Genomic DNA, 26,717 nt, shown 5'->3' on the forward strand with positions numbered 1-26,717 from the left:
TCCTACGTGGTGGCGGAAGGCGTCCCGCCTCGTGAGAAGGCCCACTCGGCGCCCTGTTCCAGGGTCCCCGGCTCGTCCGACAGCGGCTCGCGCCCGACCCCCGCGCCCTGGGCGTAGGACAGGTGTCCGCCCAGGAAGCCGCCCGCGCCGACCGCCACCAGCCCGATCGCGGACACGACCCGCGCCACCACGCCGAAGCCGTGGCCGCGCAGCCGGAAGGACGTGAGGTAGCAGGCGGTCGCGGTCGCGTTGGCCGCGAGGTGCACGAACGCCGTCCGCCGCTGCCGCTCGTCGAGCGTGGTGTACTCGGCGAGCCCGGTCGCGATGGCGGCGGGCGCGGAGGCCAGCCCCAACCCGATCAGCGCCCGCGCGGCCCGGCCCTCGCCCGGCAGCACGTCCAGCACGTTCGACGCGGCGAACATGCCGATCGGCACCAGCACCACCGCCGGGTGCGCGGGGTGGCCGAGCGGGCGCCCGCGCAGCACGTCGGTCACCCGGTGCCGCCGCAGCGCGGGCGGGATCACCTCCGCCAGCGCACCGGCCGCCTTGTCCAGCGCAGGACTCGACTCAACCCACCTGAGCAGCTTCTTCACACCCGACATGCCAACCGGGTACCCCGACCCGCCCACCCTCACCCGCGCGAGTCGAACACCCAGGACCCCCGAGTTCACCACTCAGGTCCCCGCGTGTCCTCCACTCAGGCATCGCGTGTCGTCCGGTCCGACACCGCGTGTCCTCCGGTCAAGCACGGCGTGTCCTCCGGTCAAGCACGGCGTGTCCTCCGGTCAGGCACCGCGAGCCGCGCGTTCGAGCGCGTCCGCCGCCCGCGTGCACAGGTCGTTCAGCGCCGCGCCCGTCGGCACGCCCGTGGCCAGCGCGAACACCGTCGACGGCACCTCCACGCCGGCCCGCGTGAACCCGTCCCGCGCCGACATCGCGACCCTTCGGCACTGCGCCTTCGACAGTTCGGCCTCCACCACGACGAGCCCCACCGCGGTCTCCCCCACGACCGCCAGCGCCTCCACCGGCTCGTCGACGGCCGCCTCGCAGGCCGCGCCGCCGTCACCGCCCGCGACCAGCCCCGACGCCGCCGCCGCGGGCACGATCGGCACCACCTCGCGCGCCCCGCCCACCGGGAACCCGTGCCCGCGCCGCTCCAGCCACCGCACGACCCCGTCCACCGCCGCCAGCCCGCCGGACGCGAGCACGACCGCGTGCACCCGGTCCACCAGCGCCGACGGGTCCAGCAGGTCCAGCTCGCGCGTGCCGACCGGCGCGCCGCGCACGTCCACCCCCGCCACGGCCCCGGCGGGCGTCAGCACCACCACGACCCCGGGTGCGCGCCCGACCAGCATCAGTCCATGACCGCTTCGACGAGCGTCTCCTGGACCCACGTCAGCCACTGGTAGACGCCCAGGTGAGGCGATCTCGGGTCGTCCGGCGGCAGGTCCTCGGGCATGTCGTCCCGCACGTCCAGCGCCGTGCCCAGCGCCAGCCGCACGTCGTTCAGCGACGACAGCCAGGCCTCGGCCTGCGCCGGCTCCAGCCGCACCTCGCCGCCGTCCGGGGGGCACGTGCCCAGCACCACCTCCGCCGCGCCGGTCTTCTGGTCCAGCAGCTCGGGCTCGTGCAGCGACCGCAGCGCGTTGGCCGAGTCCACCTCGGCCGGGTCGGGCGCGTCGGGGTCCAGGCGGTGGAAGTCGGGCAGCAGCCGGCCCAGGATCGGGTCGTCCGGCGGCGTCGACGGCCCCGTCCGGATGCCGGTCAGCTCGGACAGCTCGTCCTGCGGCGCCTCCTCGGCGCGCGCGAGGAGCATGTCCTGGATCTGGCTCACCAGGCCGCGCACCACGGCGGCCTCCTGCCGGTCGAACCGGCCGAGCACGAGATCACCCTTCCGGGTCCACTTCTTCACGACGACCGCTGCATGGTCGCCCAGAGCCCGGCCGCGTGCAGCTTGGCCACGTCGGCCTCCACCTTGTCCTTCGTCCCCGACGACACGATCGCCCTGCCCTTGTGGTGCACGTCCAGCATCAGCTTCGTCGCGTGGTCGCGGCTGTAGCCGAACAGCTTCTGGAACACGTACGTCACGTAGGACATCAGGTTGACCGGGTCGTTCCAGACCAACGTCTGCCAGGGGCGGTCCTCGGCGCGGACCTCCTCCCCCACCGGGTCGGCCTGCGTCCGTTCCTGTTCGACGGGCGTGGTCATACCGCCAATGGTGTCATGTTCCGGTGGGTGGTGGAGCCCACAGGTGTCCCCGGTCGGGCGGCTTTAGGCTCCTTCCCATGTCGACGTCCCTGTTCACCGACCATTACGAGCTGACGATGCTCGCCGCTGCGTTGCGCGACGGCACCGCGGACCGACCGTGCGTCTTCGAGGTCTTCGCCCGGCGGTTGCCCGAGGGCAGGCGGTACGGCGTCGTCGCGGGCACGGGCAGGCTGCTCGACGCGATCGAGTCCTTCACGTTCTCGGCGGAGGACCTGGAGCTGCTGGAACGCACGAACGTGGTCGACCGGGCCACGCTCGACTGGCTCGCGGACTACCGGTTCACCGGCGACGTGGACGGCTACCCCGAGGGCGAGCTGTACTTCCCGGGCTCGCCGATCCTGTCCGTGCGCGCGCCGTTCGGGGTGGGCGTGGTGCTGGAGACGCTGGCCCTGTCGGTCCTGAACCACGACTCGGCGATCGCCTCCGCCGCCGCCCGCATGGTGGGCGCGGCCAACGGCAGGCAGATGATCGAGATGGGGTCGCGCCGCACCCACGAGGAGGCGGCGGTGGCAGCGGCGCGGGCCGCGTACCTGGCCGGGTTCACCGCCACGTCCAACCTGGAGGCGGCCCGGCGGCACGGCATCCCGACCGCCGGGACGTGCGCGCACGCGTTCACGCTGCTGCACGACACCGAGGAGGGCGCGTTCCGCAGCCAGGTCGAGGCGCTGGGCGTGGACACGACCCTGCTGGTGGACACCTACGACATCACCAACGGCATCGACACCGCGGTGCGGGTCGCCGGCACGTCGCTGGGCGCGGTGCGGATCGACTCCGGCGACCTGGGCGTGCTGGCGCGGCAGGCCCGGGACCAGCTCGACGCGCTGGGCGCGCGCACCACCCGGATCGTGGTGTCGGGCGACCTGGACGAGTACGCGATCGCGATGCTGCGGGCCGAGCCGGTGGACGCGTACGGCGTGGGCACGTCCGTGGTGACGGGGTCGGGCGCGCCGACCGCGGGCATGGTCTACAAGCTGGTCGAGGTGGACGGGCGGCCGGTGGCCAAGCGCAGTTCGCACAAGGAGTCCCGCGGTGGGCGCAAGAGCTCGTTGCGGCGGCACAAGGAGACCGGGACGGCGCTGGAGGAGGTCGTGTTCCCGCACTCGGCGGACGTGGAGCCGGGCGAGCACGACCGGCTGCTGGCCGTGCCGCTGATCCGGGGTGGCCGGCGGGTGGAGGGGCTGGACACCCTGGCCGAGAGCCGGGAACGGCTGCGCGCCGCGCTGGTGACCGTGCCGTGGGAGGGCCTGAAGCTGTCCCGCGGTGAACCCGCTGTTCCGACGACGTTCCTGTGAAGGAGGGCGTTTCCATGGGCAAGGCGCTGGTCGTGGTGGACGTGCAGAACGACTTCTGCGAGGGCGGTTCCCTCGCGGTCGAGGGTGGGGCGGCGGTGGCGGTGGCGATCTCGGCGCACGTGGCGGCCGGGTCGTACGACCACGTCGTGGCGACGCGGGACTACCACGTGGACCCGGGCGGGCACTTCAGCTCGGAGCCGGATTTCGTGGACTCGTGGCCGGTGCACTGCGTGGCGGGGACGGCGGGGGCGTCGTTCCACCCGGAGCTGGACGTGACGGCGGTGGAGGCGGTGTTCTCCAAGGGCGCGTACGCGGCGGCCTACTCGGGGTTCGAGGGGACCTCGGGCGGCGGTGAGCAGCTGGTGGACTGGCTGCGGGCGCGTGGCGTGGAGGAGGTGGACGTGGTGGGGATCGCCACGGACCACTGCGTGCGGGCGACGGCGCTGGACGCGGCTCGGGCGGGGTTCCGGACCACCGTGCTGCTGGACCTGACGGCGGGGGTGGCGCGGGCGACGGTGGACAACGCGCTGGCGGCGTTGGGCGAGGCGGGGGTGGCGCTGTCGGGCACGCCGCGCGTGGGGTGAGCGGTCGGCTCGCGGTGCCGGAGTGGAGGACACGCGGTGCCGGAGTGGAGGACACGCGGTGTCCGAGTGGAGGACACGCGGTGCCTGAGTGTGGAACTCGGGGGTTCTGGGCGTTCGACACGGTGGGTCTGGGCGTTCGACTCGCGAGGTTGGGGAGGTTGGCACGCGGGCGGGAGGGAGTTGGCCGCCCGCGTGCGGAGGGGGTCAGGGGGTTGGGGAGCAGGCTGTGGCGCCTACGACCACCTCGCCCGTGGCGTTGGAGGCCGGGGCGAAGGTGATGCGCAGCATGGTCAGGGCCAGGCTGCCGTCGTTCTGCTCCGGGACGGCGGTCTCGTTGAAGGTGGCCACGGCCAGGAGTTCGCCGGTGGCGGACTTCAGCTCCTGGCGGTAGCTCGGGGGGATGTCGTCGGGCAGGCCGGCGAAGCCCTGGAGGCCGTTCAGGCCCCAGTCGGCGCTGGTGCCCCGGTCGGTGGCGGTGCAGGTGACGCGCCACTTGCCGACGCGCAGGCGCGGGCCGCCCTCGGCGACCAGCGCGGACAGCTCGAACTCCGTGCCGTCCGCCTGCGAGGTCGTGGTGGTCGTGTGGTTGGTCGGGTCGACCACCGTGGTCGTGCACGACGAGGTGCCGGGGCCGAAGCGGACGCCCTGCCGGGTCACCGCGTCCGACGACGCGCTCGTCACGCCGTCGACCGCGCACGACGCCAGCGGGGCGATGTCGACCTGGACGCCGCCCTTGCTGAAACCGGCGGAGCCGACCGACGCCACGCCCGCCGGGTTGGCCGCCCACGCGGCCGGCGTCGTGACCAGGCCGAGCACGAGCGCCGCGGCCACCGAACCTGCTCGGCGCGCTCGGGTGTGGTTCATGGTGTTGCCTCCTGTTCCTGCGCATGAATATCTGCGCCGGAGCGGCGAACGTTGACGAACCCGCCCGCAAGTCACCCGCTGGGGAGACACCTGATACCTGGTCGGGGTGATTAGTCACCACGTGTGAGGGGAGAGGGAGGGAGTGGGGAGAGGGAGGTAGGTAGGGGGCGGGGAGTGGGTCAGGTGGGGATGCGCACCGGCAGGGGTGTGGTGGCGAAGTCCACCGGCAGGCCCACCAGTCGTTCCAGCGCGCCGCGCACGCGGGAGGCGGCGCGGCCGTCGCCGAACGGGTTGCGCCCCGCGGGCAGGCGCAGGCGCGCGCCCAGCACCCAGCCGGCCTCGGCCAGGATGCGGATCGGGTCCGTGCCGACCAGCCAGGCGCAGCCCTCGTCCACCGCGGCCGACCGCTCGGTCGCCTCGCGCAGCACCAGCACCGGCACCCCGAAGGTGGGCGCCTCCTCCTGGAGGCCGCCCGAGTCGGTGAGCACCAGCGCGGCCCGCCGCAGCGCCCGCACCAGGTCCGGGTAGTCCAGCGGCTCGGTGACCACGATCCGCTCGTGACCGCCCAGCACCCGCTCCGCCGCCGTCCGCACGACCGGGTTGGGGTGCGCGGGCAGCAGCACGCGCACGTCGGGGTGGCGGTCGGCGATCGCCCGCACCGCGTGCAGCACGCGCTCCAGCGGCTCGCCCCACGACTCGCGCCGGTGCGCGGTGACCAGCACCAGCCGCTCGGACCGCTCGTCGAGGACCCGCTCCAGCAGCGCCAGCCGGGGGTCGCGGGCGGGCAGGTCGGCGGCGGCGACCCGGCGCACGGCGTCCACGGCGGTGCTGCCGGTGACCACGATCTCGCGGTCCACCAGGCCCTCCCCGACCAGCGCGGCGGCCGCGTCGTCGGCTGGCGCGAGGTGCAGGGACGCGATCCTGGCGATCATCTGCCGCGCGCCCTCCTCGGGGAACGGGCCGCCGAGGTCGCCGGTGCGCAGGCCGGCCTCCAGGTGCGCCACCGGGATGCCGCGCCAGAACGCCGCGAGCGCACCGGCCAGCGCCGTCGTCGTGTCGCCCTGCACGAGGACGACGGCCGGGTGGCGCACCCCCAGCACCCGGTCGACCTCCGGCAGCAGGCCGGCCAGCAGCTCGGCCTGGGTCCCGGTGGCGCGCGGCACGTCCAGCTCCACGTCCGCCCGCAGGTCGAACGCGCGCAGGGCCCGCTCGACCACGTCGGCGTGCCGGCCGGAGTGGACGATCACCGGTCGCAGCACGGGGTGGTCGGCCAGGGCCAGCGCCACGGGGGCGATCTTCACCGCTTCGGGCCTCGTGCCCGCCAGCAGCAGGACTTCCTTCACCTTGCTCCCCTCTGTCGAGGATGGGTGGTGCCGAGTAATTGCCCCTATCGGCGTTCGACCCGTCGGATTAAGAGGTGCTGCCCGTAACGGAGCAGCACCTCCACCCGAATCGCTCAACAGGCGCCACCGAAGGTGGAACACCGGCCCGAAAAGACTTCGCGTTGTCACTCGATCCGGGACTGCGGTGGGGCGGAGACCTGTCCGATGATCAGCACATAGCCCTGTCGGGCGATCCCGGTCGGGTGTCTGCGGCATCTTCGAGCTGGGGAGGGGGCGACGCCCGGCCGTCGACCACGTCGACCGCGTCGACCACATCGGTGACGCCGGACCGCCGAGAACCGCCGAGAACCGCCGAGCGCGCGTGACGTGGCCGACTTTGCGGTGGTTCGGCGAAGACCGGAGCGGTGATCGGCGGTTAGCCTCCCGGGGAAGTCGATCCCGTAGGAGGTTCGAAGTGTCCGTCCTCGCCGTTCCCGGCCGTCGCGCGGTGCTCGCCGACCTGGTGCCGGGCGCCTTGGCGCGCGACATCGCCCTGGTCGTCGCGGGCGCAGGCCTCACCGGCCTGGCCGCCCAGGTGGTGCTGCCGGTGCCGGGCAGCCCGGTCCCGATCACCGGCCAGACGTTCGCGGCCCTGCTCGTCGGCGCGGCCCTCGGGTGGCGGCGCGGCGGCGTCTCGATGGCGCTGTACCTGGTCGCCGGCGTCGCGGGCGTGCCCTGGTTCCAGGGCGGCGCGTCCGGCACGCCCGCCTCGCTGGGCTACGTGGTCGGGTTCGTCCTCGCCGGCGCGCTGGTCGGGCACCTGGCCGCGCGCGGCGGCGACCGCACGCCGCTGCGGACCGCCGGCACCATGGCGCTGGGCAACCTGGCGATCTACGCGTGCGGCGTGCCGTGGCTGATGGCCGCCACCGGCGTCGGGTTCGGCAAGGCGCTCCAGCTCGGCGTCACCCCGTTCCTGCTCGGCGACGCGCTGAAGGTCGCGCTGGCCGCCGGTCTGCTGCCCGCCGCGTGGCTGCTGGTCAAGAGGAAGTGAGCGAGGCATTCCTGACCTCGCTCGACGGGTCGGCGCCCGGGCTGGCGCACGCCGCCCACGTGGTGGGTTCCGCCGCGCTGGGCGACCACCAGCCCGGGTCCGACCTCGACCTCGTGCTGGAGCTGTCCCGCGCGCCCGGACCGGACGACCTCGCCGCGCTCGCCGCGGCGCTGACGCCGGAGCTGGACCTGGTCTGCCTGGTGGGCGGCGAACCCGGGCCGTGGGGGCGGGACGGCGCGTTCCACGCCGACGCGACCCACGACGTGACGCCCGTGCTGCTCCACCAGCTCAACCGGTGCTCGACCACCCTCCGCGGTCCGCGACCGAGGTTCGCGGTGACGCGGGACGAGGTCGAGCGGTACTGCCGGCGCAACCTCGTCGAGTACTGGCGGCCCCTGGTGGAGCTGGTGGCCTCGGTGACCGGCCCGGGGCGCCGCGACGGCGTGCTGTGGGTCGCGTTCGGCCCGGCCCGGCAGTGGCACACCATCCGCACCGGCGAGGTCGTCTCCAAGTCCCGGGCCGCCGAGCTTGCCGCCGGGCACTGGCCCGACCTGGCCGGCGAGCTGCGCGACCTGGTCGCCGCGCGGCGCGGTGAGCCGGTGGAGCTGACCTCGGCGCACCGCGAGGCCGTCGTGGCGCTGGGCAGCCGGGTGCTCGCCTCGGTCTGACGGTCCCGAGGACTGCGCGAGGACTGACGGTGGTGGCGGGTACGGTCTTCGCCGTGCCCGCCACCACCGCGATCCCCGACACCAGAACGCTGCTCGCCGTCGCCGTGGAGGCGGTGGGCGGAGCCGAGCGGCAGGGCCAGGTGGAGATGGCCGAGGCGGTCGAGCGCTCCATCCGCACGGGCGAGCACCTGGCCGTCCAGGCGGGCACCGGCACCGGCAAGTCGCTGGCCTACCTGGTGCCGTCGCTGCGGCACGCGGTGGCCGAGGAGGCCACGGTCGTCATCTCCACCGCCACCATCGCGCTCCAGCGCCAGCTGGTGGACCGCGACCTGCCCCGGCTGGCCAAGGCGCTGAAGAAGGAGCTGGGCCGCGAGCCCCGGTTCGCCATCCTCAAGGGCCGCCGCAACTACCTGTGCCTGCACCGCCTGCACACCGGCGCGCCGGACGAGCCGGAGGAAGCGGGCCTGTTCGACCCGTTCGCCGTGTCGCGGATGGGCCGCGAGGTGAAGCGCCTGCACGAGTGGTCGTCCGACACCGAGACCGGCGACCGCGACGAGCTGGTGCCCGGCGTGAGCGACCAGGCGTGGCGGCAGGTGTCGGTGACCGCGCGCGAGTGCCTCGGCGTGGGCAAGTGCCCGATCGGGACCGACTGCTTCGCCGAGCGGGCGCGGGGCGAGGCGGGCCGGGCCGACGTGGTGGTGACCAACCACGCGATGCTCGCCGTGGACGCCCTGGAGGGCTACCAGGTGCTGCCCGACCACGACGTGGTGGTGATCGACGAGGCGCACGACCTGGTCGACCGCATCACGTCGGTGGCGACCGAGGAGCTGAGCGGTTCCCTGGCGGCGACCGCGGCGCGGCGCTGCGGCCGGCTCATCGACCAGGGCGTGGCCGACCGGCTGGCCGAGGCGTCCGACGGGTTGGCCATGGTGCTGGAGGACGTGCCCGCGGGCCGGCTCGACTCGCTGCCGAAGGCGCTGGCCGGCGCGCTGGCGGCGACCAGGGACGCGGCGCACGCGTGCATCACGTCCCTCGGGCCGGAGCGCAAGGAGGACGCCGAGGGCGCCACGTCGCGCAAGCTGGCGCTGACGCTGCTGGACGACGTGCACGACTGCGCGGTGCGGATCCTGGAGGCGTTCGACGACGACCACGACGTGGTGTGGGTGTCGGGCGACCACGGCGACCGGTCGCCGTCGCTGCGGGTCGCGCCGCTGGGCGTGGGCGGGCTGCTGCGGGAGCGGCTGTTCGGCAAGCGCACCACGGTCCTGACCTCGGCGACGCTGACGCTGGGCGGCACGTTCGACACGCTGGCGCGGCAGTGGGGCCTGCCCGCGTCGTCGCCGTCGGTGAAGGCCGCGGGCGCGGCCACGGACAAGGAGCCGCCGTCCGACCTGGGCGCGCCGCGCTGGACCGGCCTGGACGTGGGTTCGCCGTTCTCGCATGGCACCAGCGGCATCCTGTACGTGGCGCGGCACCTGCCGCCGCCCGGCCGCGACGGGCTCCCACCGTCCTACGTGGACGAGATCGAGGGGCTGGTCAACGCGGCCGGCGGGCGGGCGTTGGGCCTGTTCTCGTCGATGCGCGCGGCCAAGTCCGCCGCCGAGGCGCTGCGCTCCCGGCTGGAGTTCCCGGTGCTGTGCCAGGGCGACGACTCGACCGGGCAGCTGGTGAAGCGGTTCGCCGAGGACGCGCGGACGTGCCTGTTCGGCACGCTGTCGCTGTGGCAGGGCGTGGACGTGCCGGGTCCGTCGCTGCAACTGGTGATGATGGACCGGATCCCGTTCCCCCGCCCCGACGACCCGCTCGCCTCGGCGCGGCAGAAGGCGGTCGAGTCGCGCGGCGGCAACGGGTTCCTCACCGTGGCCGCCACCCACGCGGCGCTGCTGCTGGCGCAGGGCGCGGGGCGGCTGCTGCGGTCGATGAGCGACAAGGGCGTGGTGGCCGTCCTGGACCCGCGCCTGGCCACCGCCCGGTACGGCGGGTTCCTGCGGGCGTCCCTGCCGCCGTTCTGGACGACCTACGACCCCGAGGTGGTGCGGGCGGCGCTGAAGCGGCTGGACGCGGCGAACGGCTGAGGCCGGGCGTCGGCGGCGCGCGCGGGGCCGCCGACGCCCGGCACGCCGGCTCGGCTGCCAGTCGGCTCGGCTGCCGGCAGGCCCGGTCGGCGACCGGAGCGGCTGCCGGCAGGCGCAGCTGTCAGCCGTCCACGAGCAGGCCGCGCAGCGGGCCCTGGAGGCGACCGGCCCGCCGGGACACGCCGGGCAGCCCGGTCACGCGGTGGTCGCCCTCCGACTCGACCAGGTCCCGCCACAGGCCGTCGACCACGTCCTCCGGCGCGCCGGACACCTCCTCCACCGGGCGGCGCAGGTGCTCGGACCACAGCCGCAGCCTGGTGCCGCGGGCCACGTCGGGGTCGTCGGTCACCACGTTGACCTCGGTGTCGTTGAACAGCGAGTGCTCGTTGAGGTTGGCCGAGCCGACGCTGATCCAGCGGTCGTCGACGATGGCGAGCTTGGCGTGCACGTACACCGAGGACGAGGCCTGGCCGTCGTGCGAGGACAGGGTGGCGGCGATCAGCCTGCGGCCGCCGTCGTCGGCGTCGATCAGCCTGCCCAGCTGACCGCGGGTGGTGTCGGCGCCGTTGCTGGGCTTGCGCGGCAGCACCAGCACCACCCGGAACCTCGGGTCCGGCGGGTTCCGCAGCTTCTCGATCAGGATCTCGGTCACCTCGGGCGACCACAGGAACTGGTTCTCCAGGTACACCAGGCGCGTCGCGGAGCGCAGGGCCCTCAGGTACGAGTCGAGCAGGCTGAACTCGCCGCGCGGCACGAAGTCGTAGGTTCGCTCGGGGATGGTGCGGACGAGCTGCGCGGACGACGTGCCCGCGGGCTCCGGCACCGGCGGGACCGGCAGCTCCTCGCCCGCGATCTCCTGCCAGCGGGCGCGGAAGTGCCGGGCCACGTCCGCCACGATCGGGCCGCGCAGCCGGGTGCCGATGTCGTGCCAGCCCAGCGGGTGGCGCGGCGGGTGCTCCGACGTGTCGTGCCGGTCGCCCTCCACGGCGGTGAGGTCCATGCCGCCGACGAAGGCGACGGAGCCGTCCACCACGATGATCTTCTCGTGGTGGCAGTGCATGGTCCGCTCGCGGGCGTCGATGACGCAGGACACGGCGCTGTCGCGCATGAACTCCTCGCGGGCGGTCCGCACCCGCTTGCGGGTCGGCTCGAACATCGGCACCGGCGGGCCCGCCCACAGCAGCACCCGCACCGGCACCCGCTCCGCCGCCGACGCCAGCAGCTCGCGCAGCGTCGGCGCACCCGGTTCGCGGGTCAGCTTGAAGTCGGGGCTCATGCACCAGCCGGCCAGGTGCACGGACTCGCGGGCGGACGAGATCGCCTCGGACACGGCGGGCAGCAGCTCGTGCCCGTCGACCAGCACCTCGACCCGGTTGCCGTCGCGCACGGGCCGCCGGGGCGACCACCAGCCGCCCTCGTCGCCGAACACCGAGCCCCAGCCCAGCTTGCGCAGCCGGCGGGCGTGGTGCGCGCACAACAGGCTCTCCAGCCCGTCACCGATCCTGGCGTCCACTACGTCCAAGAGGCCCACGCCGTGCATGGTTGCCCCGGGAAGGCCGGGGCAAACCTCACCCGGTCCGGCGGTTCACCGCCACGGTCGCGGTACCGGGCGCGACCTCCGTGTACCCGGCGTCGCGGACCAGCACGACGTCCGGCCCCGCCACCAGCGCGTCCCAGTCCGCCGCCGAGGGCGTCCGGACCGCGCACCGGTAGCCCACCCCGGCCCACTTCTCCAGCTCCGGCTCGGACAGGTGCGGCGCGAGCAGCATCGACGCGTGCCCGACCTGCGCCGCGGCCTTGCCGGCCGTCATCTCCACGCGCGGGTTGAGCCACAGCTCGTGCGCGCCCGGCGGCACCGGTCCCGGCTCGTCCGGCGGCAGGTCGCTGCCCGAGACCTGCAACCGGCTCAGCTCCTTGGGCAGCTCCGCGACCAGCCCCGGCACGAACGCCCGCGCCTGCGCACCGCCGACCTCGACCGTCACGCCGGGCAGCGCCCGCACGGCCTCCCAGTGCGCGCCCCGGGCCCGCCGCGACACCTTGCGGATGCGGCCGCGCACCCACGCGACCACGTCGTCGTGCCACTCGCCGCCGGGCAGGGCCCGCTCGTCCAGGCACACCGCGACCGCGGCCGCCGCCGCGGCCTCCAGCACCTCCGTGCGCGACGGCGGCGCGGACCGCTCGATGCGCAGCACCACCGGCATCGCGCGCACCGCCGCCGGGTCCTCCACGTCCGTCGCGTAGCGCCGGTCGACCAGCATCCGCAGGATCGGGTTCACAGCCGGTTCAGCTCCAGGCCGTCCGCCGCGTCCGCGGCCTCCACCTCGGCCCTGGTCACGCCGAGCACGAACAGCACCGCGTCCAGGAACGGGTGCGACAGCGCGGTGTCCGCGACCTCGCGCAGCGCGGGCTTCGCGTTGAACGCCACCCCCAGGCCGGCCGCGCCGATCATGTCGATGTCGTTGGCGCCGTCGCCCACGGCCACGGTCTGCCCCATCGGCACGCCCTCCTGCTCGGCGAACCGCCGCAGCGCCACCGCCTTGGCCGCCCGGTCCACCACCTCGCCGACCACGCGGCCGGTCAGCTTGCCGTCCACGACCTCCAGCTCGTTGGCCGCGCAGAAGTCCAGGCCCAGCTCGTCGACCAGCCGCTGGATGACGCGCGTGAAACCGCCGGAGACGACGCCGCAGCGGAACCCGAGCCGCTTGAGCGTCCGCACGGTGGTGCGGGCGCCCGGCGTCAGCTCCAGGGACTCCGCCACCTCGTCGAGCACCGCCTCGTCCAGGCCCGCCAGCAGCGCCACCCGCCGCTCCAGCGACTCGGCGAAGTCCAGCTCGCCGCGCATGGCCGCCTCGGTGATCTCCCTGACCTGCGGCTCCACCCCGACGTGCGCGGCCAGCATCTCGATCACCTCGCCCTGGATGAGCGTGGAGTCGACGTCGAACACCACCAGCCGCTTGGCGCGCCGGGTCAGCCCGGCCCGCTCCACCGCGATGTCCAGCCCGCCGCGCACCGCCACCTCGGCCAGCGCCGCCCGCAGGGCCGCGTCGCTCTCCCCCGTGTCGGCCGCCACGGACACCCGCAGCTCCAGGCCGGTGACCGGGTAGTCGGCCACGCCCCGGATGGCGTCGATGTTCACGCCCAGCGCCGCCAGCCGCCGCGCCACCTCGGTGAACGCGCGGGCGGTCACCGGGCGGCCGAGCAGGATGATCACGTGGCTCGACTCCAGCCGGGCGGTGCGCTTGGAGTCCGCGCCGAGCTCCACCTCGACGTTCATGGACACCGTCGCCATGGCCTGCTCGACGGACTCCTGGAGGCCCTCGGGGTCGCGGTCGGCGCCGACGAGCACACCGAGCACCAGCCGACCGCGGATGACGACCTGCTCGACGTCGAGGATCTCCACGCCGTGCCGGGTCAGCACCGCGAACAGCACCGAGGACACCCCCGGCTTGTCCGGTCCGGTGACCGTGATCAGGACGGGCGTGGCGGTGGGCTTGGTCACGAGGGCTCCTATGCCGAACAGCGACGGGTGCCGGGGCGGGTGGTGCCGGACGGGGCGTCGGACAGCGACGAGCCCCGGCAGCCGAGGGCCATCCGGGGCTCGTCGTCGAACCTGCGCGTCGAGGTTACTCGTGGCTGCTCTCGGTGCCTTCCGAGGCGGTGCCGGACTGGACCGCCTGCGCGGCCTTCTCGGACGGCGCGGCCTTGGCCTTGTCGTGCGGGACGGCCTTGCCGGTGAACGTCACGTGCGCTTCCTCGTGCATCCGCTCGATCATGTGCGGGTAGTGCAGCTCGAACGCCGGGCGCGCGGAGCGGATGCGGGGCAGCTCGGTGAAGTTGTGCCGCGGCGGCGGGCAGGAGGTCGCCCACTCCAGCGAGTTGCCGAAGCCCCACGGGTCGTCCACGTGCACGGTCTCGCCGTACCGGTAGGACTTGAAGATGTTGTAGATGAACGGCAGCGTCGACGCGCCCAGGATGTAGGCGCCGATCGTGGAGATCGTGTTCAACGCGGTGAAGCCGTCACCGGGCAGGTAGTCCGCGTACCGGCGCGGCATGCCCTCGTTGCCCAGCCAGTGCTGCACCAGGAACGTGGCGTGGAAGCCGAGGAACGTGGTCCAGAAGTGGAGCTTGCCCAGCGGCTCGTCCAGCATCCGGCCGGTGATCTTCGGGAACCAGAAGTAGATGCCCGCGAAGGTGGCGAACACGATCGTGCCGTAGAGCACGTAGTGGAAGTGCGCGACGACGAAGTACGTGTCCGAGACGTGGAAGTCGATCGCCGGCGCGGCCAGCAGGATGCCCGACAGGCCGCCGAAGAGGAACGTGACGATGAAGCCGATGCTGAACAGCATCGGCGTCTCGAACGTCAGCTGCCCCTTCCACATGGTGCCGATCCAGTTGAAGAACTTGATGCCGGTCGGCACGGCGATCAGGAAGGTCATGAACGCGAAGAACGGCAGCAGCACCGCGCCCGTGGCGTACATGTGGTGGGCCCACACGGCGACGGACAGGGCCGCGATGCCCAGCGTGGCGTAGACGAGGCCGTTGTAGCCGAACAGCGGCTTGCGGCTGAACACCGGGAAGATCTCGGACACGATGCCGAAGAACGGCAGCGCGACGATGTAGACCTCGGGGTGGCCGAAGAACCAGAACAGGTGCTGCCACAGGATCACGCCGCCGTTGGCGGGGTCGAACACGTGGGCGCCCAGGTGCCGGTCGGCCAGCAGGCCCAGCAGCGCGGCGGTCAGGATCGGGAACGCCAGCAGCACCAGCACGCTCGTCACCAGGATGTTCCAGGTGAAGATCGGCATCCGGAACATGGTCATGCCGGGCGCCCGCAGGCAGACCACGGTGGTGATCATGTTGACCGCGCCGAGGATGGTGCCGAGACCACCGACGACCAGGCCGGAGATCCACAGGTCGGCGCCCGCGCCGGGCGAGTGGATGGCGTTGGACAGCGGCGTGTAGGCGAACCAGCCGAAGTCGGCCGCGCCGCCCGGCGTGAGGAAGCCCGCCATCACGATCAGGCCGCCGAACAGGTACAGCCAGTACGAGAAGGCGTTGAGCCGCGGGAACGCCACGTCCGGCGAGCCGATCTGCAACGGCAGGATGAAGTTCGCGAAGCCGAACACGATGGGGGTCGCGTAGAGCAGCAGCATCACCGTGCCGTGCATGGTGAACAGCTGGTTGTACTGCTCCTGCGAGAGGAACTGCATCCCGGGCCGGGCCAGCTCGGTGCGGATCAGCATGGCCATCGCGCCGCCCACCATGAAGAAGGCGAACGACGTGACCAGGTACATGATGCCGATTTGCTTGTGGTCCGTGGTGCGGAACATCCGCAGCAGGAACGAACCCTTGACCGCCTTGCGAGTCCCGAAGGGCCGCGTAGCGATCGGCTGCGGGGCTACGGCCGTCACGGTGCCTCCTGCCTGTGCTGGTTCTGGCATGACCGGCGGGCGGGCCCGTCGGCTTCTCGGATCGTAGACGGCCCCGTTCCGGGAGGCTCGGCTGGGCCGGTTGCCGGCTCGGGCGAGGTAGCGCAGGTCACAGCCGGTGGACCGGTCGCGGCGGTTCAGCGCCTCGCGCGGCGCGCCCGGCCGGTGACCAGCAGCGCGAGGCCCGCGGCGAGCAGGGCGAGACCCGTCGTGACCGGCTCGGCGAGGTCGGTCCCGGTGGCGGCGAGGGCGGTGTTCGCGGCGGGCGCGGTGGTCGGGGTCGGGGTGGCTGTCGTGGTGGTCGGGGTGGCCGTGGTCGCGGTCCGGGCGGTGGTGGCGCCGATCCGGGGCGCGGTGGTGGTCGGCACGGGCCGGACCGCGCCGTTCGGGCTCGTCACGGGGGCGTCCAGCGAGGTGGCGGCGGTGCGGTCGGTGGTGGGCGAGGTGGTCGCGACCGTGATCGCGCAGGCGAACCAGTGGGCGACGGCCGGGACCCGGTCGTCCTGGTCGAGCGGCGCCCGCAGCCCTTCCCAGGGCAGGTCGTGGAGGGTGGCCGCCGGGTAGAGGTGGTAGGCCTCGCCGTTGGCCACCACGACACCGGTCACGGCCAGGCCCGGCGGGAAGGCCACCACGTCGAGGTAGGGGCCGTTGGCCCGGTGGGCGTCCGGGGGCAGGGCGGTCTCGTCGCCGGGCAGGCCGACCGCGTCGCAGGCGTCGCCCGGCTGGTCGAGGCGGACGTCGCCGACCACGACGGAGGCCCGGCTGTCGTCGGACCGGGCGGCGGCGGCAGTGGCGGCAGCGGCGGCGGGGATGGCCGTGAGCAGGGCTGCGGCCAGGAAGGCGCGGGCGGTCTTGCGCATGGTGCACCTCGCGGAGTCGAAGGAGTGCTCCACCCGGTGTATCGCCCAGGACCGTTCGGACGTGTCGCCCTCCGGCGGATTCGCGGTGGAATGGTCCCCGTGGGCGACCTGGAGACCGCGTGGCACGACGCCGTCCGCGCGCTGGGCGGCGACCACCCGCCCGGCGACCTGGCCGGGCGGTACGCCGAACCGCACCGCGGCTACCACAACGCCGACCACGTGCTGGCCGTCGTGCGGGACGTGACCGCGCTGGCCGCCGACCGGACGGCCGAGGAGCGCGCGGTGCTGGTGCTGGCGGCCCTGGCGCACGACGTCGTCTACGACGGCCGGCCCGGTGAGGACGAGCGCCGCAGCGCCGACTGGGCGCGGGCGCGGCTGGCCGGGCTGCCGCAGGCGGAGCGGGTCGCGGAGCTGGTGCTCGCCACGATCGACCACACCTCGGACGACGAGGTGGCCCGGCTGCTGCTCGACGCCGACCTGGCCGTCCTCGGCTCGGGGCCCGCGGACTACGAGCGCTACCGGCGGGCGGTGCGCGCCGAGTACGCGCACGTCGCCGACGACGCCTGGCGGGCCGGGCGGGGCGCGGTGCTGCGGTCCCTGCTCGACCGGGACCCGCTGTACGCCACGCCCGCGGCGCGCGCCCGCTGGGAGGCGCGCGCCAGGCGGAACCTGGCCGCCGAGCTCAGCTCGCTCGGTGACCCGCCATGAGCTGGTCGAACGTCGGGAACGACCGGGCGATGTCGCTGCCGGTGAAGTTGCCGACCCAGCCGTCGTCGTCGTGGAAGAACCGGATCGACACGTAGTCGGGCCGGGTGCCCATGTCGAACCAGTGGGTGGTGTTCTCCGGCACGCTGAGCAGGTCGCCGGCCTCGCACAGCACGGCGTGCACGCGGTCGCGGACGTGCAGGTAGAACACTCCCGCGCCGCGCGCGAAGAACCGGTCCTCGTCGTCGTCGTGGGTGTGCTCGGCGAGGAACCTGGCGCGCGACGCGGCGGCCGTCTCCCGCCACGCCGGGTCGTCCGACGGGGTCATCTCCATGGCGTCGACCAGGGTGTAGCCCTCGGTCCCGGTGACGCGGTCGACCCGGTCCCGGTACAGCTCCAGGGCGTTCTCCGCGGTCACGCCGGGCAGGACGGGCCACTGCTCGTAGCGGACCCCGAGCTGCTTCAGCTCCTCGGCGATCTCGGCGGGGTCCGCGGTGCGCAGCACCACGTTCCCCGGCTCGGTGTCCGGCCACACGGTCAGCAACGTCATCGCGCCTACCTCCTCGAAGAAGGAACCTCGACTGTGAAGCGCAGCAGCCACTCCAGGCACTCCAGGCGGTGACGGGCCTGGTAGAGGTCGTCACCCCACACGTACACCCCGTGCCGGGCCACGAGCAAGGCGGGCACGTCCGGTCGGAAGCCCTCCTCGAACGCGTCCCCGAGCACCCCCATGTCCTGCCCGTTGGGCACGACCGGGATGACGACCACGTCGTCGTGGGCGCGCCGGCCGAAGCCCTTGAGCATCTCCAGGTCGCGCAGCTCCACCCCTCCGGGCCAGCGCTCGGCGGCCACCACGGGCGCGAGGGCGTGCACGTGGACCACCGCGCCCGCGCCCGACACCGCGGCGATCCGGCCGTGCAGGGCCGCCTCGGCGGACGGCACGCGCACCGGGTCGTCGGTGTTGCCCCCGGCGTCGACGAGCACCACGTCGTCGGGCGTCAGCTCGCCCTTGTCCTTGCCGCTGACCGTCACGGCCAGGCGCAGCGGGTCGCGGTCGACGACCACCGACAGGTTGCCCGACGTGCCCCGCATCCAGCCCATCGCGGCGTAGCGGGCGCACTCGGCGGCCAGCGCCTCGCCCGGCGTCACAGCGAGTCCACCCGCCGGTGCGGGCCGAAGTCCGCGTGCTCCTGGGGCTCGCCCGGCCGCGCCACGCCGACCGTGCGCCAGCCCGCCTCGGCGGCGGCGTGCAGCTCGGCGGGCACGTCGGACCAGAAGGTGATGTCGCCGGGGTCCGCGTCGAGCACGGAGGCGATCTTCAGGTACGACGACGCCTCGCGCTTCGGGCCCGCGTTGGAGGTGTCGAAGTGGTGCTCGAACAGCGGCGTCAGGTCGCCGTCGGTGGTGTGCCGGAAGAACGCCACCTGCCCGGCCACCGAGCCGGAGGAGAACACGGCCAGCTTCACGCCCTCGTCGTGCCACCTCCGCAGGGCGGGCACCACGTCCGGGAAGAACTCGGCGACCAGGTCGCCGCGCGCGTAGCCCTCCTGCCAGATCAGGCCCTGCAACGCCTTGAGCGGCGTGGCCTTCCGGTCGGCGTCCATCCAGCCGTGCAGCACGGCGACCAGCTCGTCCGTGCCGCCCTCGACCCCGGACAGCTCGCGGACCTGCGCCACCGCCTCGACCACGGCCGGGTCGTCGGGGTGCTCGTCGATCCACGGGCCCAGGCGCGGGCGCGCGTAGTCGTACAGGGTGACCAGCACCTGGTCGGTGGCGCTGAGCGTGCCCTCGATGTCCAGCACGACCCACCCGGTAGCGATCCGGTCAGTCATCAACGTCCTCGGCGTAGTAGTCGGCCAACTCGTGCGGAGCGTACGCACCGCGGTCGGTCACCACGGTGGTCACGAACCTCGGCGGGGTGACGTCGAAGGCGGGGTAGCGGCCGCGCGCCTTGTCGGTGGCCGTGCGGCGGCCCAGGGTGTGCAGCACCTCCTCGCCCGGCCGGTGCTCGATCGGCACGGCGGCGGCGGTCGGCGCGAGCCGGTCCGGCGCCTGCACCATGGCCAGGAACGGCACGTCGAAGGCGTGCGCGGCGACGGCCAGGCCGAGCGTGCCGACCTTGTTCACCACGTGCCCGTCCATGGTGACCCGGTCGGCGGCGGTCAGCAGCACGTCGACCTCGCCGGCCGACATCACCGCCGCGCCCATGCCGTCGGTGATCAGGGTGGTGTCCACGCCCATCTCGCCCAGGGTCTCCGCGGTCAGCCGGGCGCCCTGGAGGTACGGGCGGGTCTCGGTGCACACGAAGCGCAAACGTTTGCCGAGGCCCTGGGCGGCCTTGACGGTCTCGGTCAGGTACAGGTCGGCCCAGCAGTGGGTGAGCACCGCGCCGTCCTCCGGGAGCAGCGCGGCGGTGGCCTCGCCGAGCCGGCGGCTGCGGTCCCGGTAGCGCTCGTCGCCGGCGCGCGCGCCGGCCAGCGCGCCCGCTTCGAGGTCGTCGGAGGCGTCCACGCCAGCCAGCACGGCGGCCACGGCCTTGCGCAGGGCGTTGTTGGTGCGCCGGGTCTCGACCAGCATCGCGCCGGCCCGCTCCAGGGACGCGCGGGCCTCGGCGCGGGGCAGGCCGCGGGCCTCGCGGGCGGCCAGCACCATGCCCCACAGGGCGGCGAAGTACGGGCCGGAGGACTGGGTGACCATGTCCTCGATGGCCTTGGCGACCTCGGCCGCGGTGGCGCAGCGCACCCAGACCCGCTCGAACGGGAAGTTGCGGCGGTCCAGGACGTGGACGCCGTCGTCCTCCAGCCGGACGCTGCGCGCGAGCACCGGCTCCATCAGCTGTACCCGGTGAACGGCGCGTGCTCGCCGGTCAGGAAGTGCGCGCCGACCTCGCGAGCCTTGTACGACACCGGGTCGTGCAGGGTGAGCGTGCGGGCGTTGCGCCAGAACCGGTCGAAGGCGTAGCCGGCCGCGGTGGCGCGGGCGCCGCACAGCTCGAACACGCGGCTGGTGGTCTGGTTGGCGACCCTGGTGGAGACGACCTTGGCCGCGGAGATCGCGGCGGCGGCCTCGGCGCGCTCGTCGGCGGTCAGGTCGGCGCCGCGCTCGGAGGCGGCGTGCAGCAGCCCGGAGGCGTGGTCGGCGAGCAGGCCGGCGGCCCTGGTCTCGGAGACCAGCTCGCCGTAGGCGCCGAGGGTGTAGGGGTCGTCGACGGCCTTGTCCACGCCGCTGAGGAACCACGGGCGGGTGGTGGTGCGGGTGTAGCGGGCGGCCTCGGCCAGCGCGCCCTCGGCGAGCGCGACGTACAGCTGGGCCAGCACGAGCTGGAAGCCGAGGGCGGCCAGCGACAGCCGGGGCGTGGCCGTGTCCTGGCCGCCCAGCACTCGGCCGTGCGGGACGTGCACGGCGTCGAAGGACACGCCGCCGCTGGCGGTGAGCCGCTGGCCGATGTTGTCCCAGTCGCCGGCGTAGGTGATGCCGTCGGCCCGGGCGTCCAGGGTGAAGGTCAGCTTCTCGCCGGTGTCGGCGCGGGTGGCGCTGACCACGAGGCGGTCGGCGACCGACGCGCCGGTGGCGAAGGTCTTGCGGCCGGAGACGGTGAAGCCGCCGTCGACCGGTTCGAGCCGGAGCGCCGCGTCCAGCGGGTTGCTCACGCCCGCCCAGAACAGGTCCGGGTCGGCGTCGGGGTCGAAGGCGGGGTTGTCGAACAGGCCGCAGCGCCACACCTGGAGGTAGTGGTAGCCGAGCAGGTGGCCGACGTTGGCGTCCGCCGCCCCGACCACGCGGGTCACCGCCTGCTGGGTCGCCCAGTCGCGGACCGCCGGCAGGCCGGACCGCCGCAGCGCCTCGACCTCGGCGACGGGCTCGGCGCCCAGCCGGTCGCGCTCGGCCGCGTCCACGCGCAGCCCGGTGGCCAACTCCTCGGCGACGGTCAGCCACTTCTGCCGGCCATCGGTGCTCGTCATCCGCTGCCCTCCTGCCAGTTCGTCCCCGACAGGCGAGCCTATCGGGGACGCGGCGGCGCGGGTTGAGCGTTCCGCCACATGGGAGGGCGGGGTGGCGGGTCGGGGCGGCGGGCGCGACGAGGGCCGGCAGGCGGGCGGGCCCGGCGGAACAGGACAGGGCGGGCGGAGCAGGGCGGGGGCGGCCCAGGAAGGGAAGGACCCGGCGGGCGGGGCAGGGCGGCGGGCGGGCGGGGCCCGGCAGGGCGCGGCGGGGCAGAGCGGGGCGGGGCGCGGGGGGCGGCCCAGGTAGGTCGGACCGGCGCACGCGCGCCGACCAACGGGTGGCGCCCCCTTCCTTCGACTACGGTGTGCGGGCCCGCACCGAAGGGGGGAGCCGTCCGATGGCCCTGTCCTGGAGACCGCGGCCCGGTGGGACCGCCTTGGCGCCGCACCCCGGGTCGTCAGGCCCGCGTCCACACCGGACGTCAACACCGCACCTGCTCGAAGCCGAGCTGCTGGTGGGCTACCTGTCGCTGCCGACGTGCCCGTTGGGCAACAACGCCTACAAGGAACCCGACCAGCCGAACGTGGTCCGCTGGGGCTCGCCCGGCGACGCCTCGGGGTGGGTCAACCGGAGCCAGTGCGCCTCGTTCCAGACGGCCGTGCTGAGGCGGGCCTACCCGTGGGCGACGCCCCGGTTCTTCCGCACCCACTTCGGCACGGCGAGCCCGTTCGCCCGCGACTACCGGCTGGCGTTCGCCGAGCGGTCCGTGCCGCACTTCGAGCGCGTCGACGCGGTGGCCGACCTGCGGCCCGGCGACCTGGTCGCCGTCGACTACCGCAACGACCAGGACACCAACACCGGGCACATCGTGATGGTGAGGTCCGTGAAGGGCGTCTACGCGGCCCCGGTGGCGTCGCTGAACTTCCCCGGCGAGACCCAGTACGCGGTCGAGGTGGTCGACTGCACGTCCGAGCCGCACGGCCGGTACGGGGTGGGCAACTACGCCCTGTTCCCGGACAGCCGGATCTTCAACGCGGGCGCCGCCACCGACGGCGCGGGCTTCGGCCACATGATGTTCTACGCCTCGGACGCCACCGGCGCCTTCACCCGCTACCGGTGGAGCGTGAACACCTCCTCGGCCGGGGCCCACCCCGCCGCCGAGCGCCCGGTGGCCGCCGCCCGCGTCGTCCCCTGACCGGACCGCCCGTCGGTCAGCCCGCGAGGTCGAGCCTGGCCAGCTCGCCCCGGGAGGCCACGCCGAGCTTCGGGTACGCCTTGTAGAGGTGGTAGCCGACGGTCCGCGGGCTGAGGAAGAGCTGCGCGCCGATGTCCCGGTTGCTCAGGCCCTCCGCGGCCAGGCGCACCACCTGGAGCTCCTGCGGGGTGAGCGCGCTCAGCGGGTTCGGGCCGGCCGCCGCCCGGCTCTCCCCCGTGGCGCGCAGCTCGGCGCGGGCGCGGTTGGCCCACGGGACGGCGCCCAGGCGCTCGAACACCTCCAGGGCGGCGCGCAGGTGGGTGCGCGCGTCCGACCGGCGGCGGGCCCGGCGCAGCCACTCGCCGTGCAGCAACCCGGTGCGCGCCCGCTCGAACGGGCGGTCGTCGGTGGCGCGGTGCAGCTCACCGGCGCGGGCGAACTGCCGCTCGTCGCCGGTCAGCAGGGCGCGGCACCGCAGCGCCACGGCCTCCGCCCACGGCTGACCGGTGTGCTCCGCCCACTCCGCGAACCAGGCGGCCGGCGCCTCCGCCGCGGCCCGGTCGCCCACCCGCACGGCCGCCTCCACCAGGTCCGGCAGGCTGGTGACCGCGTAGAGCCGGTGCGCGCCCGCGGCCACGTCGGCCAGGCGCTCCAGCACCGCCTCGTGCCGGCCCAGCCCCAGGTCCAGCAGGGCCAGCGCGCACGCCGCGCGCACCGAACCGGGCGGCTCGGCGGACTGCCGCGCCACCAGCCCGGCGAGCCGCTCCTCGTCGCCCTCGACCGCGGCCAGCTCGGCCAGCACGCCGACCAGGAACACGACGCTGAACCCCTGGCCGATGTCGTCGGCGATCCGCAGCCCCTCCTCGGCGGTCGCCCGCGCCTCCCGCCACCGGCCCAGGTGCAGCCGGCCGCGCGCCAGGTAGGCCAACGCGCGCGGCAGCACGCCCAGCGCCCCCCTCGCGCGCGACCCGCGCTCCAGCTCCGCCGCCTCGGCCAACGCGGCCCGGTCGTCGCCCAGGACCAGGTGCCACCAGGCGCGCACCGGGTTGCCCGTCCCCGCGACGTAAGACGAGTCGAGCAGCCCGCGCAGCGCCGTCATGCCACCGGGCACGTCCCCGCCGTCCAGACCCAGCGCGGCGCGTTCGACGGCCCGCGTGTCCGCCGCGCCCGGCAGGTCCCCCACCTGCTCGGCGACCTGCCGCAGCACCGCGAAGTCACGACCCGCCCACGCGTGCTGCGCGGCGCTGAACAGCAGCTCGCCCGCCAGCTCCGGCGAGGTGCGCGCGGCGCACGTCGCGGCGCGGGCGAGCGTCGCCGCCGCCTCCGCCGACCGACCCCGCTCGCCGGCCACCCTGGCCTGGATGCGCGCGGCCCGCGCCACCTCGACGGGGTCGCCCAGCACGTCCCACGCCCGTTCGGCGAGCACCGCGGCGCGGTCGAACTGACCCGCCTCACCGGCCGCCCCCGCCGCCGCGACCAGCCGGCGACCGCGGTGCAGCGGGTCCGGGCTCAGCTCCGCGGCCCGCTGGTAGGCGGACGCCACGGAGGCGCGCCCACCCCGGGCGCGCGCGTGCTCGGCGGTGCGGACCAGCGCCGCGGCCACGTCCTCGTCGGGCCCGGTGGCGGCGGCGGCCAGGTGCCAGGCGGCGCGGTGGTCGTCCTCCAGGGCCTCGGCGAGCGCGCGGTGCACGGCCAGCCTGTCGACCAGGGACGCGCTCCGGTAGGCGGCGGCGCGGATCAGCGGGTGCCGGAACGCGAGCCTGCCGTCGTCCGAGCGCAGCAGCTGCCGCTGCTCGGCCGGCTCCAGGTCGGTGACCGAGGCGCCGAGCAGCGCGGCCGCCCCGAGGACGGTGCCCGGGTCGCCGGTGTCGTCGGCGGCGGCGACCAGCAGCAGGGTGCGGGTGCGCTCGGGCAGCGCGCCGATGCGGTCGGCGAAGGTCTGCTGGATGCGGCTGTGCGTGGGCAGGGCGGCGACCCGGTGGGCGGTCGCGGCGGGCAGGTGCCCCTCCCGCTGGGCGGCGGGCAGCTCCAGCAGGGCGAGCGGGTTGCCGCGCGCCTCGACCGCGATCTGCTCCCGGACGTAGCGGGGCAGGTCGGCGGCGTGCTCGTCGAGCAGGGCGGCGGCGGAGGCGGGGTCCAGGCCGGTGAGCCGCAACTCCGGCAGGCCGGGCGCGGGGAACGGCGGCGCGTGCAGGTCGCGGGCCGCGAAGACGACCGCGACGCCCTCGGCCTGGAGGCGGCGGGCGGCGAAGACCAGGGCGCGGGCGGAACCCTCGTCCAGCCAGTGCGCGTCGTCGACCAGGCACAGGACGGGCCCCTGCTCGGCCAGGTCGGCGAGCAGCGTCAGGACGGCGAGCCCCACGAGCCCGACGAGGGCGCCGTCACCGCTGCTGTTGGCGTTGGCGTTGCCGTTGCCGCTCGGCGGGACCAGGCCGAGGGCGGCGCGCAGGGCGGCGGCCTGGGTGGGCGGCAGGGCGGGCACCCGGTCCACGACCGGGGTCAGGAGGAGGTTGAGGCCGGCGAAGGGGACCACGGACTCGGACTCGACCGCCGTGCCGCGCAGCACGCGGAAGCCGTGCTGCGCAGAGGTCCCCGCCAAGGGAACCCCTGATTTCATTTTACCGGCGGGGTACGACAATTCCGGCTCTCCGGCGGAGGCGGGCAGGTGCCGCTCGCCGTCGGAGGCGGGCAGGTGCCGCTCGTCGCCCGAAGAGCCCTGCCCACCGGCGGGATCGGTTGACCCCGGTTCCAGCGCTCGCCGCGCCAGGTGGTCGAGCAGCGCCGACTTGCCGATCCCCGCCTCGCCCCGCACCACCAGCACCCCGCTGCGCCCGGCCCGCGCGTCGGCGAGCAGCCGGTCGAGCGCGGTCAGTTCCGCCGACCTCCCGTGCAGCACGTCCCCGACCCTAACGATCGCCCGGCAGCAGGACGACCTTGCCGATCGTCCGCCTGCCCTCCAGCTCGGCGTGCGCCCGCGCCGCCTCCGCCAACGGGAACTCCCGCACCACCGGCGACCACCGCCGCGCGGCCACCTCCGCCAGCGCGCGGGCCTCCAGCGCCCGCAGCCCGCCGGCCCTCTTCGCCACGTGCGGGCCGACCGCCGTCACCGCCGACAGCGACCGCGCGAACAGGTCCGAAGTGGACACGTCGAGCGGCTCGCCCGACGACGAGCCGAACATCACCAGCCGGCCGCCCGGTCCCAGCAGGTCCAGCGCGCCGCGACCCCCCGCGCCCCCGACGCCGTCCAGCAACGCGGTCACCTCCCGTCCCGCCAACCCGTCGACCACTTCGGACCGCCACCCCTCCCGCCGGTAGTCCACGGCCGCCGCCGCGCCCGCGCGCAGCACCGCCCGCCGCTTCTCCGCGCACCCCGTCAGCCCCACCACGTGCGCCCCGGCCCGCGCCGCCCCCTGCACGAGGAGCGTGCCGACCCCGCCGGCGGCGGCGGTCACCAGCACCACGTCGTCGGGTCCCGGCTCGGCCGCGTCCAGCACCCCCAGCGCCGTGCCGCCGGTGCGGACCATGGCCACCGCCGCCGCGAAACCCACGTCCTCCGGCACGGCGTGCAGCGCGTCGACCTCCCGCACGGCCAGCTCGGCGTACCCCCCGCTGGCGAGGCCGAGCTGCGTCACCACCCGCCGCCCCAGCCAGTCGTCGGCCACGCCGGGCCCCACGGCGTCGACCACGCCCGCGACCTCGCTGCCCGGCGTGAACGGCAGGGCGGGCCGCGCCCACCCGCCGCGCCGGATCAGGGTGTCCACCAGGTGCACCCCGGCGGCCCGCACCGCGATCCGCGCCCGGCCGGGACCCGGCTCCGGGTCCTCGACCTCCTCGACCCGGAGCAGGTCGGCGTCACCGAACGCGCGCAGCCGCACCGCCCGCACGTCAGGCCCCGTAAGGCCGCTCGGCGCGGGCCTCCTTGAGCGCCGTGCCCCACCAGACCAGCTGGTCGAGCACCGTCGTGGCGGCCTTGTCGACCTCGTCGCGGTCGAGCGGGCCGCCGTCGTCGTCGAAGCGCGACCACGCGCCGTGGAAGCTGACCGTGTCCCGCACGGTGACCGCGTGCAGCTCGGCGAAGACCTGCCGCAGCTGCTCGACCGCGCGCAGGCCGCCGCCGAGGCCGCCGTAGGAGACGAACCCGACCGGCTTGGCCTGCCACTCGGTGTAGTGCCAGTCGATGGCGCTCTTGAGCGGGGCCGGGAAGCTGTGGTTGTACTCGGGGGTCACGACGACGAACGCGTCGGCGGCGGCCAGGCGCGGCGAGACCACCGCGACCTCGGGCGCCGGGTCCTCGCCGAAGGCGTGCAGGGTGTCCGGCAGGCCCAGGTCGGCCAGGTCGAGCACGTCGACGCTGACGTCGTCGCGCTGCCCGGCGCGGTCGGCGAACCAGTTCGCGACGACCGGCGCGAACCGGCCCTTGCGGGTGCTGCCGACGATGATGGCGAGCTTGATCATGCGT

The 26,717-nt window shown here is 74.8% G+C and carries 26 protein-coding genes; 7 read left to right on the plus strand and 19 right to left on the minus strand.

What is annotated here, in order from left to right; genetic code table 11:
• Nucleotides 1-2: 2 nt before the first annotated feature.
• The 4 genes from ABD223_RS15285 to clpS form a co-directional block, all read right to left on the minus strand.
• The gene (locus tag ABD223_RS15285) at nucleotides 3-602 is read right to left on the minus strand and encodes a DUF2231 domain-containing protein (protein ID WP_344036850.1); all 600 of its coding nucleotides are present in this window, start codon (nucleotides 600-602) and stop codon (nucleotides 3-5) included.
• Between the two features lie 183 nt (nucleotides 603-785).
• A complete protein-coding gene (locus tag ABD223_RS15290; protein ID WP_344036851.1) occupies nucleotides 786-1,355 on the minus strand; it encodes a peptidase S58, DmpA in 570 nt (189 codons plus the stop codon).
• The gene (locus ABD223_RS15295) at nucleotides 1,355-1,912 is read right to left on the minus strand and encodes a DUF2017 domain-containing protein (RefSeq protein WP_344036852.1); all 558 of its coding nucleotides are present in this window, start codon (nucleotides 1,910-1,912) and stop codon (nucleotides 1,355-1,357) included. Before ABD223_RS15295 ends, ABD223_RS15290 begins: the two co-directional genes overlap by 1 nt.
• Nucleotides 1,909-2,208 (minus strand): ATP-dependent Clp protease adapter ClpS, encoded by a 300-nt coding sequence (gene clpS, locus ABD223_RS15300; protein ID WP_344036853.1) that lies wholly within the window; start codon nucleotides 2,206-2,208, stop codon nucleotides 1,909-1,911. Before clpS ends, ABD223_RS15295 begins: the two co-directional genes overlap by 4 nt.
• Nucleotides 2,209-2,285: 77 nt before the next feature.
• Here clpS and ABD223_RS15305 point away from each other — a divergent pair, with 77 nt between their 5' ends.
• The gene (locus ABD223_RS15305) at nucleotides 2,286-3,560 is read left to right on the plus strand and encodes a nicotinate phosphoribosyltransferase (protein WP_344036854.1); all 1,275 of its coding nucleotides are present in this window, start codon (nucleotides 2,286-2,288) and stop codon (nucleotides 3,558-3,560) included.
• Nucleotides 3,561-3,574: 14 nt separating this feature from the next.
• Complete coding sequence (locus tag ABD223_RS15310; protein WP_344036855.1) at nucleotides 3,575-4,144, plus strand: nicotinamidase; 570 nt, start codon at nucleotides 3,575-3,577, stop codon at nucleotides 4,142-4,144.
• A gap of 204 nt (nucleotides 4,145-4,348) precedes the next feature.
• Here the strand turns inward: ABD223_RS15310 and ABD223_RS15315 are convergent, their stop codons facing one another.
• The gene (locus ABD223_RS15315; RefSeq protein WP_344036857.1) at nucleotides 4,349-5,008 is read right to left on the minus strand and encodes a hypothetical protein; all 660 of its coding nucleotides are present in this window, start codon (nucleotides 5,006-5,008) and stop codon (nucleotides 4,349-4,351) included.
• Nucleotides 5,009-5,187: 179 nt separating this feature from the next.
• Nucleotides 5,188-6,351, minus strand: coding sequence for a non-hydrolyzing UDP-N-acetylglucosamine 2-epimerase (wecB, locus tag ABD223_RS15320; RefSeq protein WP_344036858.1), 1,164 nt, complete (start codon nucleotides 6,349-6,351; stop codon nucleotides 5,188-5,190).
• Nucleotides 6,352-6,805: 454 nt separating this feature from the next.
• On the opposite strand from wecB, the gene ABD223_RS15325 reads away from it, so the two are divergent.
• From ABD223_RS15325 to ABD223_RS15335, 3 genes are read left to right on the plus strand one after another with little or no spacing between them, the layout of a single operon-like run.
• On the plus strand, nucleotides 6,806-7,381 hold the full coding sequence (locus tag ABD223_RS15325) for a biotin transporter BioY (protein ID WP_344036859.1): 576 nt from the start codon (nucleotides 6,806-6,808) through the stop codon (nucleotides 7,379-7,381).
• Nucleotides 7,378-8,049 carry a hypothetical protein gene (locus tag ABD223_RS15330; RefSeq protein WP_344036860.1) on the plus strand — a complete coding sequence of 224 codons (672 nt, stop codon included), beginning with the start codon at nucleotides 7,378-7,380 and terminating at the stop codon, nucleotides 8,047-8,049. Before ABD223_RS15325 ends, ABD223_RS15330 begins: the two co-directional genes overlap by 4 nt.
• Before the next feature lie 53 nt (nucleotides 8,050-8,102).
• Nucleotides 8,103-10,124 (plus strand): ATP-dependent DNA helicase, encoded by a 2,022-nt coding sequence (locus ABD223_RS15335; protein WP_344036928.1) that lies wholly within the window; start codon nucleotides 8,103-8,105, stop codon nucleotides 10,122-10,124.
• A 121-nt stretch (nucleotides 10,125-10,245) separates the two neighbouring features.
• Here the strand turns inward: ABD223_RS15335 and ABD223_RS15340 are convergent, their stop codons facing one another.
• The 5 genes from ABD223_RS15340 to ABD223_RS15360 form a co-directional block, all read right to left on the minus strand.
• Nucleotides 10,246-11,655, minus strand: a complete 1,410-nt coding sequence (locus ABD223_RS15340) for a phospholipase D-like domain-containing protein (RefSeq protein ID WP_344036861.1) — start codon at nucleotides 11,653-11,655, stop codon at nucleotides 10,246-10,248.
• Between the two features lie 37 nt (nucleotides 11,656-11,692).
• The gene (locus ABD223_RS15345) at nucleotides 11,693-12,382 is read right to left on the minus strand and encodes an aminoacyl-tRNA hydrolase (protein WP_344036929.1); all 690 of its coding nucleotides are present in this window, start codon (nucleotides 12,380-12,382) and stop codon (nucleotides 11,693-11,695) included.
• Between the two features lie 14 nt (nucleotides 12,383-12,396).
• Complete coding sequence (gene serB, locus ABD223_RS15350) at nucleotides 12,397-13,623, minus strand: phosphoserine phosphatase SerB (protein ID WP_344036862.1); 1,227 nt, start codon at nucleotides 13,621-13,623, stop codon at nucleotides 12,397-12,399.
• 124 nt (nucleotides 13,624-13,747) lie between these two features.
• Entirely contained in the window at nucleotides 13,748-15,535 is a 1,788-nt protein-coding gene (gene ctaD / locus ABD223_RS15355) for an aa3-type cytochrome oxidase subunit I (RefSeq protein ID WP_344036863.1), read from the minus strand.
• Nucleotides 15,536-15,690: 155 nt separating this feature from the next.
• Nucleotides 15,691-16,413: a hypothetical protein gene (locus ABD223_RS15360; RefSeq protein WP_344036864.1), complete on the minus strand. Its 723-nt coding sequence runs from the start codon at nucleotides 16,411-16,413 to the stop codon at nucleotides 15,691-15,693.
• Between the two features lie 99 nt (nucleotides 16,414-16,512).
• On the opposite strand from ABD223_RS15360, the gene ABD223_RS15365 reads away from it, so the two are divergent.
• Entirely contained in the window at nucleotides 16,513-17,121 is a 609-nt protein-coding gene (locus ABD223_RS15365) for an HD domain-containing protein (protein WP_344036865.1), read from the plus strand.
• Here the strand turns inward: ABD223_RS15365 and ABD223_RS15370 are convergent.
• From ABD223_RS15370 to ABD223_RS15390, 5 genes are read right to left on the minus strand one after another with little or no spacing between them, the layout of a single operon-like run.
• Nucleotides 17,096-17,668: a 1,2-dihydroxy-3-keto-5-methylthiopentene dioxygenase gene (locus ABD223_RS15370; RefSeq protein WP_344036866.1), complete on the minus strand. Its 573-nt coding sequence runs from the start codon at nucleotides 17,666-17,668 to the stop codon at nucleotides 17,096-17,098. The genes ABD223_RS15365 and ABD223_RS15370 overlap by 26 nt on opposite strands.
• A 5-nt stretch (nucleotides 17,669-17,673) precedes the next feature.
• Nucleotides 17,674-18,267 carry a methylthioribulose 1-phosphate dehydratase gene (gene mtnB / locus ABD223_RS15375; RefSeq protein ID WP_344036867.1) on the minus strand — a complete coding sequence of 198 codons (594 nt, stop codon included), beginning with the start codon at nucleotides 18,265-18,267 and terminating at the stop codon, nucleotides 17,674-17,676.
• On the minus strand, nucleotides 18,264-18,950 hold the full coding sequence (mtnC, locus tag ABD223_RS15380) for an acireductone synthase (protein WP_344036868.1): 687 nt from the start codon (nucleotides 18,948-18,950) through the stop codon (nucleotides 18,264-18,266). The genes mtnB and mtnC overlap by 4 nt, the downstream gene beginning before the upstream one ends.
• Complete coding sequence (locus ABD223_RS15385; RefSeq protein ID WP_344036869.1) at nucleotides 18,943-19,950, minus strand: s-methyl-5-thioribose-1-phosphate isomerase; 1,008 nt, start codon at nucleotides 19,948-19,950, stop codon at nucleotides 18,943-18,945. Before ABD223_RS15385 ends, mtnC begins: the two co-directional genes overlap by 8 nt.
• On the minus strand, nucleotides 19,950-21,080 hold the full coding sequence (locus ABD223_RS15390) for an acyl-CoA dehydrogenase family protein (protein ID WP_344036870.1): 1,131 nt from the start codon (nucleotides 21,078-21,080) through the stop codon (nucleotides 19,950-19,952). The genes ABD223_RS15385 and ABD223_RS15390 overlap by 1 nt, the downstream gene beginning before the upstream one ends.
• 380 nt (nucleotides 21,081-21,460) lie before the next feature.
• Here ABD223_RS15390 and ABD223_RS15395 point away from each other — a divergent pair, with 380 nt between their 5' ends.
• Nucleotides 21,461-22,258 (plus strand): hypothetical protein, encoded by a 798-nt coding sequence (locus ABD223_RS15395; protein WP_344036872.1) that lies wholly within the window; start codon nucleotides 21,461-21,463, stop codon nucleotides 22,256-22,258.
• A 16-nt stretch (nucleotides 22,259-22,274) separates the two neighbouring features.
• Here ABD223_RS15395 and ABD223_RS15400 read toward each other — a convergent pair whose 3' ends face one another.
• Genes ABD223_RS15400 through ABD223_RS15410 form a run of 3 tightly spaced genes read right to left on the minus strand, consistent with a single transcriptional unit; the run spans nucleotide 22,275 to nucleotide 26,713 of the window.
• Entirely contained in the window at nucleotides 22,275-25,154 is a 2,880-nt protein-coding gene (locus ABD223_RS15400) for a helix-turn-helix transcriptional regulator (protein ID WP_344036873.1), read from the minus strand.
• 10 nt (nucleotides 25,155-25,164) lie between these two features.
• Complete coding sequence (locus ABD223_RS15405; protein ID WP_344036874.1) at nucleotides 25,165-26,142, minus strand: zinc-binding dehydrogenase; 978 nt, start codon at nucleotides 26,140-26,142, stop codon at nucleotides 25,165-25,167.
• A gap of 1 nt (nucleotide 26,143) precedes the next feature.
• A complete protein-coding gene (locus ABD223_RS15410) occupies nucleotides 26,144-26,713 on the minus strand; it encodes an NADPH-dependent FMN reductase (RefSeq protein ID WP_344036875.1) in 570 nt (189 codons plus the stop codon).
• Nucleotides 26,714-26,717: the final 4 nt, after the last annotated feature.

Origin of the sequence: Saccharothrix xinjiangensis, assembly GCF_039527585.1 — a bacterium.
GTDB classification, from domain to species: domain Bacteria; phylum Actinomycetota; class Actinomycetes; order Mycobacteriales; family Pseudonocardiaceae; genus Actinosynnema; species Actinosynnema xinjiangensis.

Bases quoted from the DNA above. Each gene is read 5' to 3' on its own strand.
- ABD223_RS15290 (WP_344036851.1), bottom strand. From the start codon at position 1,355: ATGCTGGTCGGGCGCGCACCCGGGGTCGTGGTGGTGCTGACGCCCGCC.
- ABD223_RS15345 (WP_344036929.1), bottom strand. From the start codon at position 12,382: ATGCTGGTCGACCGGCGCTACGCGACGGACGTGGAGGACCCGGCGGCG.
- ABD223_RS15315 (WP_344036857.1), bottom strand. From the start codon at position 5,008: ATGAACCACACCCGAGCGCGCCGAGCAGGTTCGGTGGCCGCGGCGCTC.
- ABD223_RS15305 (WP_344036854.1), top strand. From the start codon at position 2,286: ATGTCGACGTCCCTGTTCACCGACCATTACGAGCTGACGATGCTCGCC.
- ABD223_RS15285 (WP_344036850.1), bottom strand. From the start codon at position 602: ATGTCGGGTGTGAAGAAGCTGCTCAGGTGGGTTGAGTCGAGTCCTGCG.
- ABD223_RS15310 (WP_344036855.1), top strand. From the start codon at position 3,575: ATGGGCAAGGCGCTGGTCGTGGTGGACGTGCAGAACGACTTCTGCGAG.
- mtnC (WP_344036868.1), bottom strand. From the start codon at position 18,950: ATGACTGACCGGATCGCTACCGGGTGGGTCGTGCTGGACATCGAGGGC.
- ABD223_RS15395 (WP_344036872.1), top strand. From the start codon at position 21,461: ATGGCCCTGTCCTGGAGACCGCGGCCCGGTGGGACCGCCTTGGCGCCG.
- ABD223_RS15360 (WP_344036864.1), bottom strand. From the start codon at position 16,413: ATGCGCAAGACCGCCCGCGCCTTCCTGGCCGCAGCCCTGCTCACGGCC.
- ABD223_RS15410 (WP_344036875.1), bottom strand. From the start codon at position 26,713: ATGATCAAGCTCGCCATCATCGTCGGCAGCACCCGCAAGGGCCGGTTC.
- clpS (WP_344036853.1), bottom strand. From the start codon at position 2,208: ATGACCACGCCCGTCGAACAGGAACGGACGCAGGCCGACCCGGTGGGG.
- ABD223_RS15385 (WP_344036869.1), bottom strand. From the start codon at position 19,950: ATGGAGCCGGTGCTCGCGCGCAGCGTCCGGCTGGAGGACGACGGCGTC.
- ABD223_RS15370 (WP_344036866.1), bottom strand. From the start codon at position 17,668: ATGACGTTGCTGACCGTGTGGCCGGACACCGAGCCGGGGAACGTGGTG.
- ABD223_RS15390 (WP_344036870.1), bottom strand. From the start codon at position 21,080: ATGACGAGCACCGATGGCCGGCAGAAGTGGCTGACCGTCGCCGAGGAG.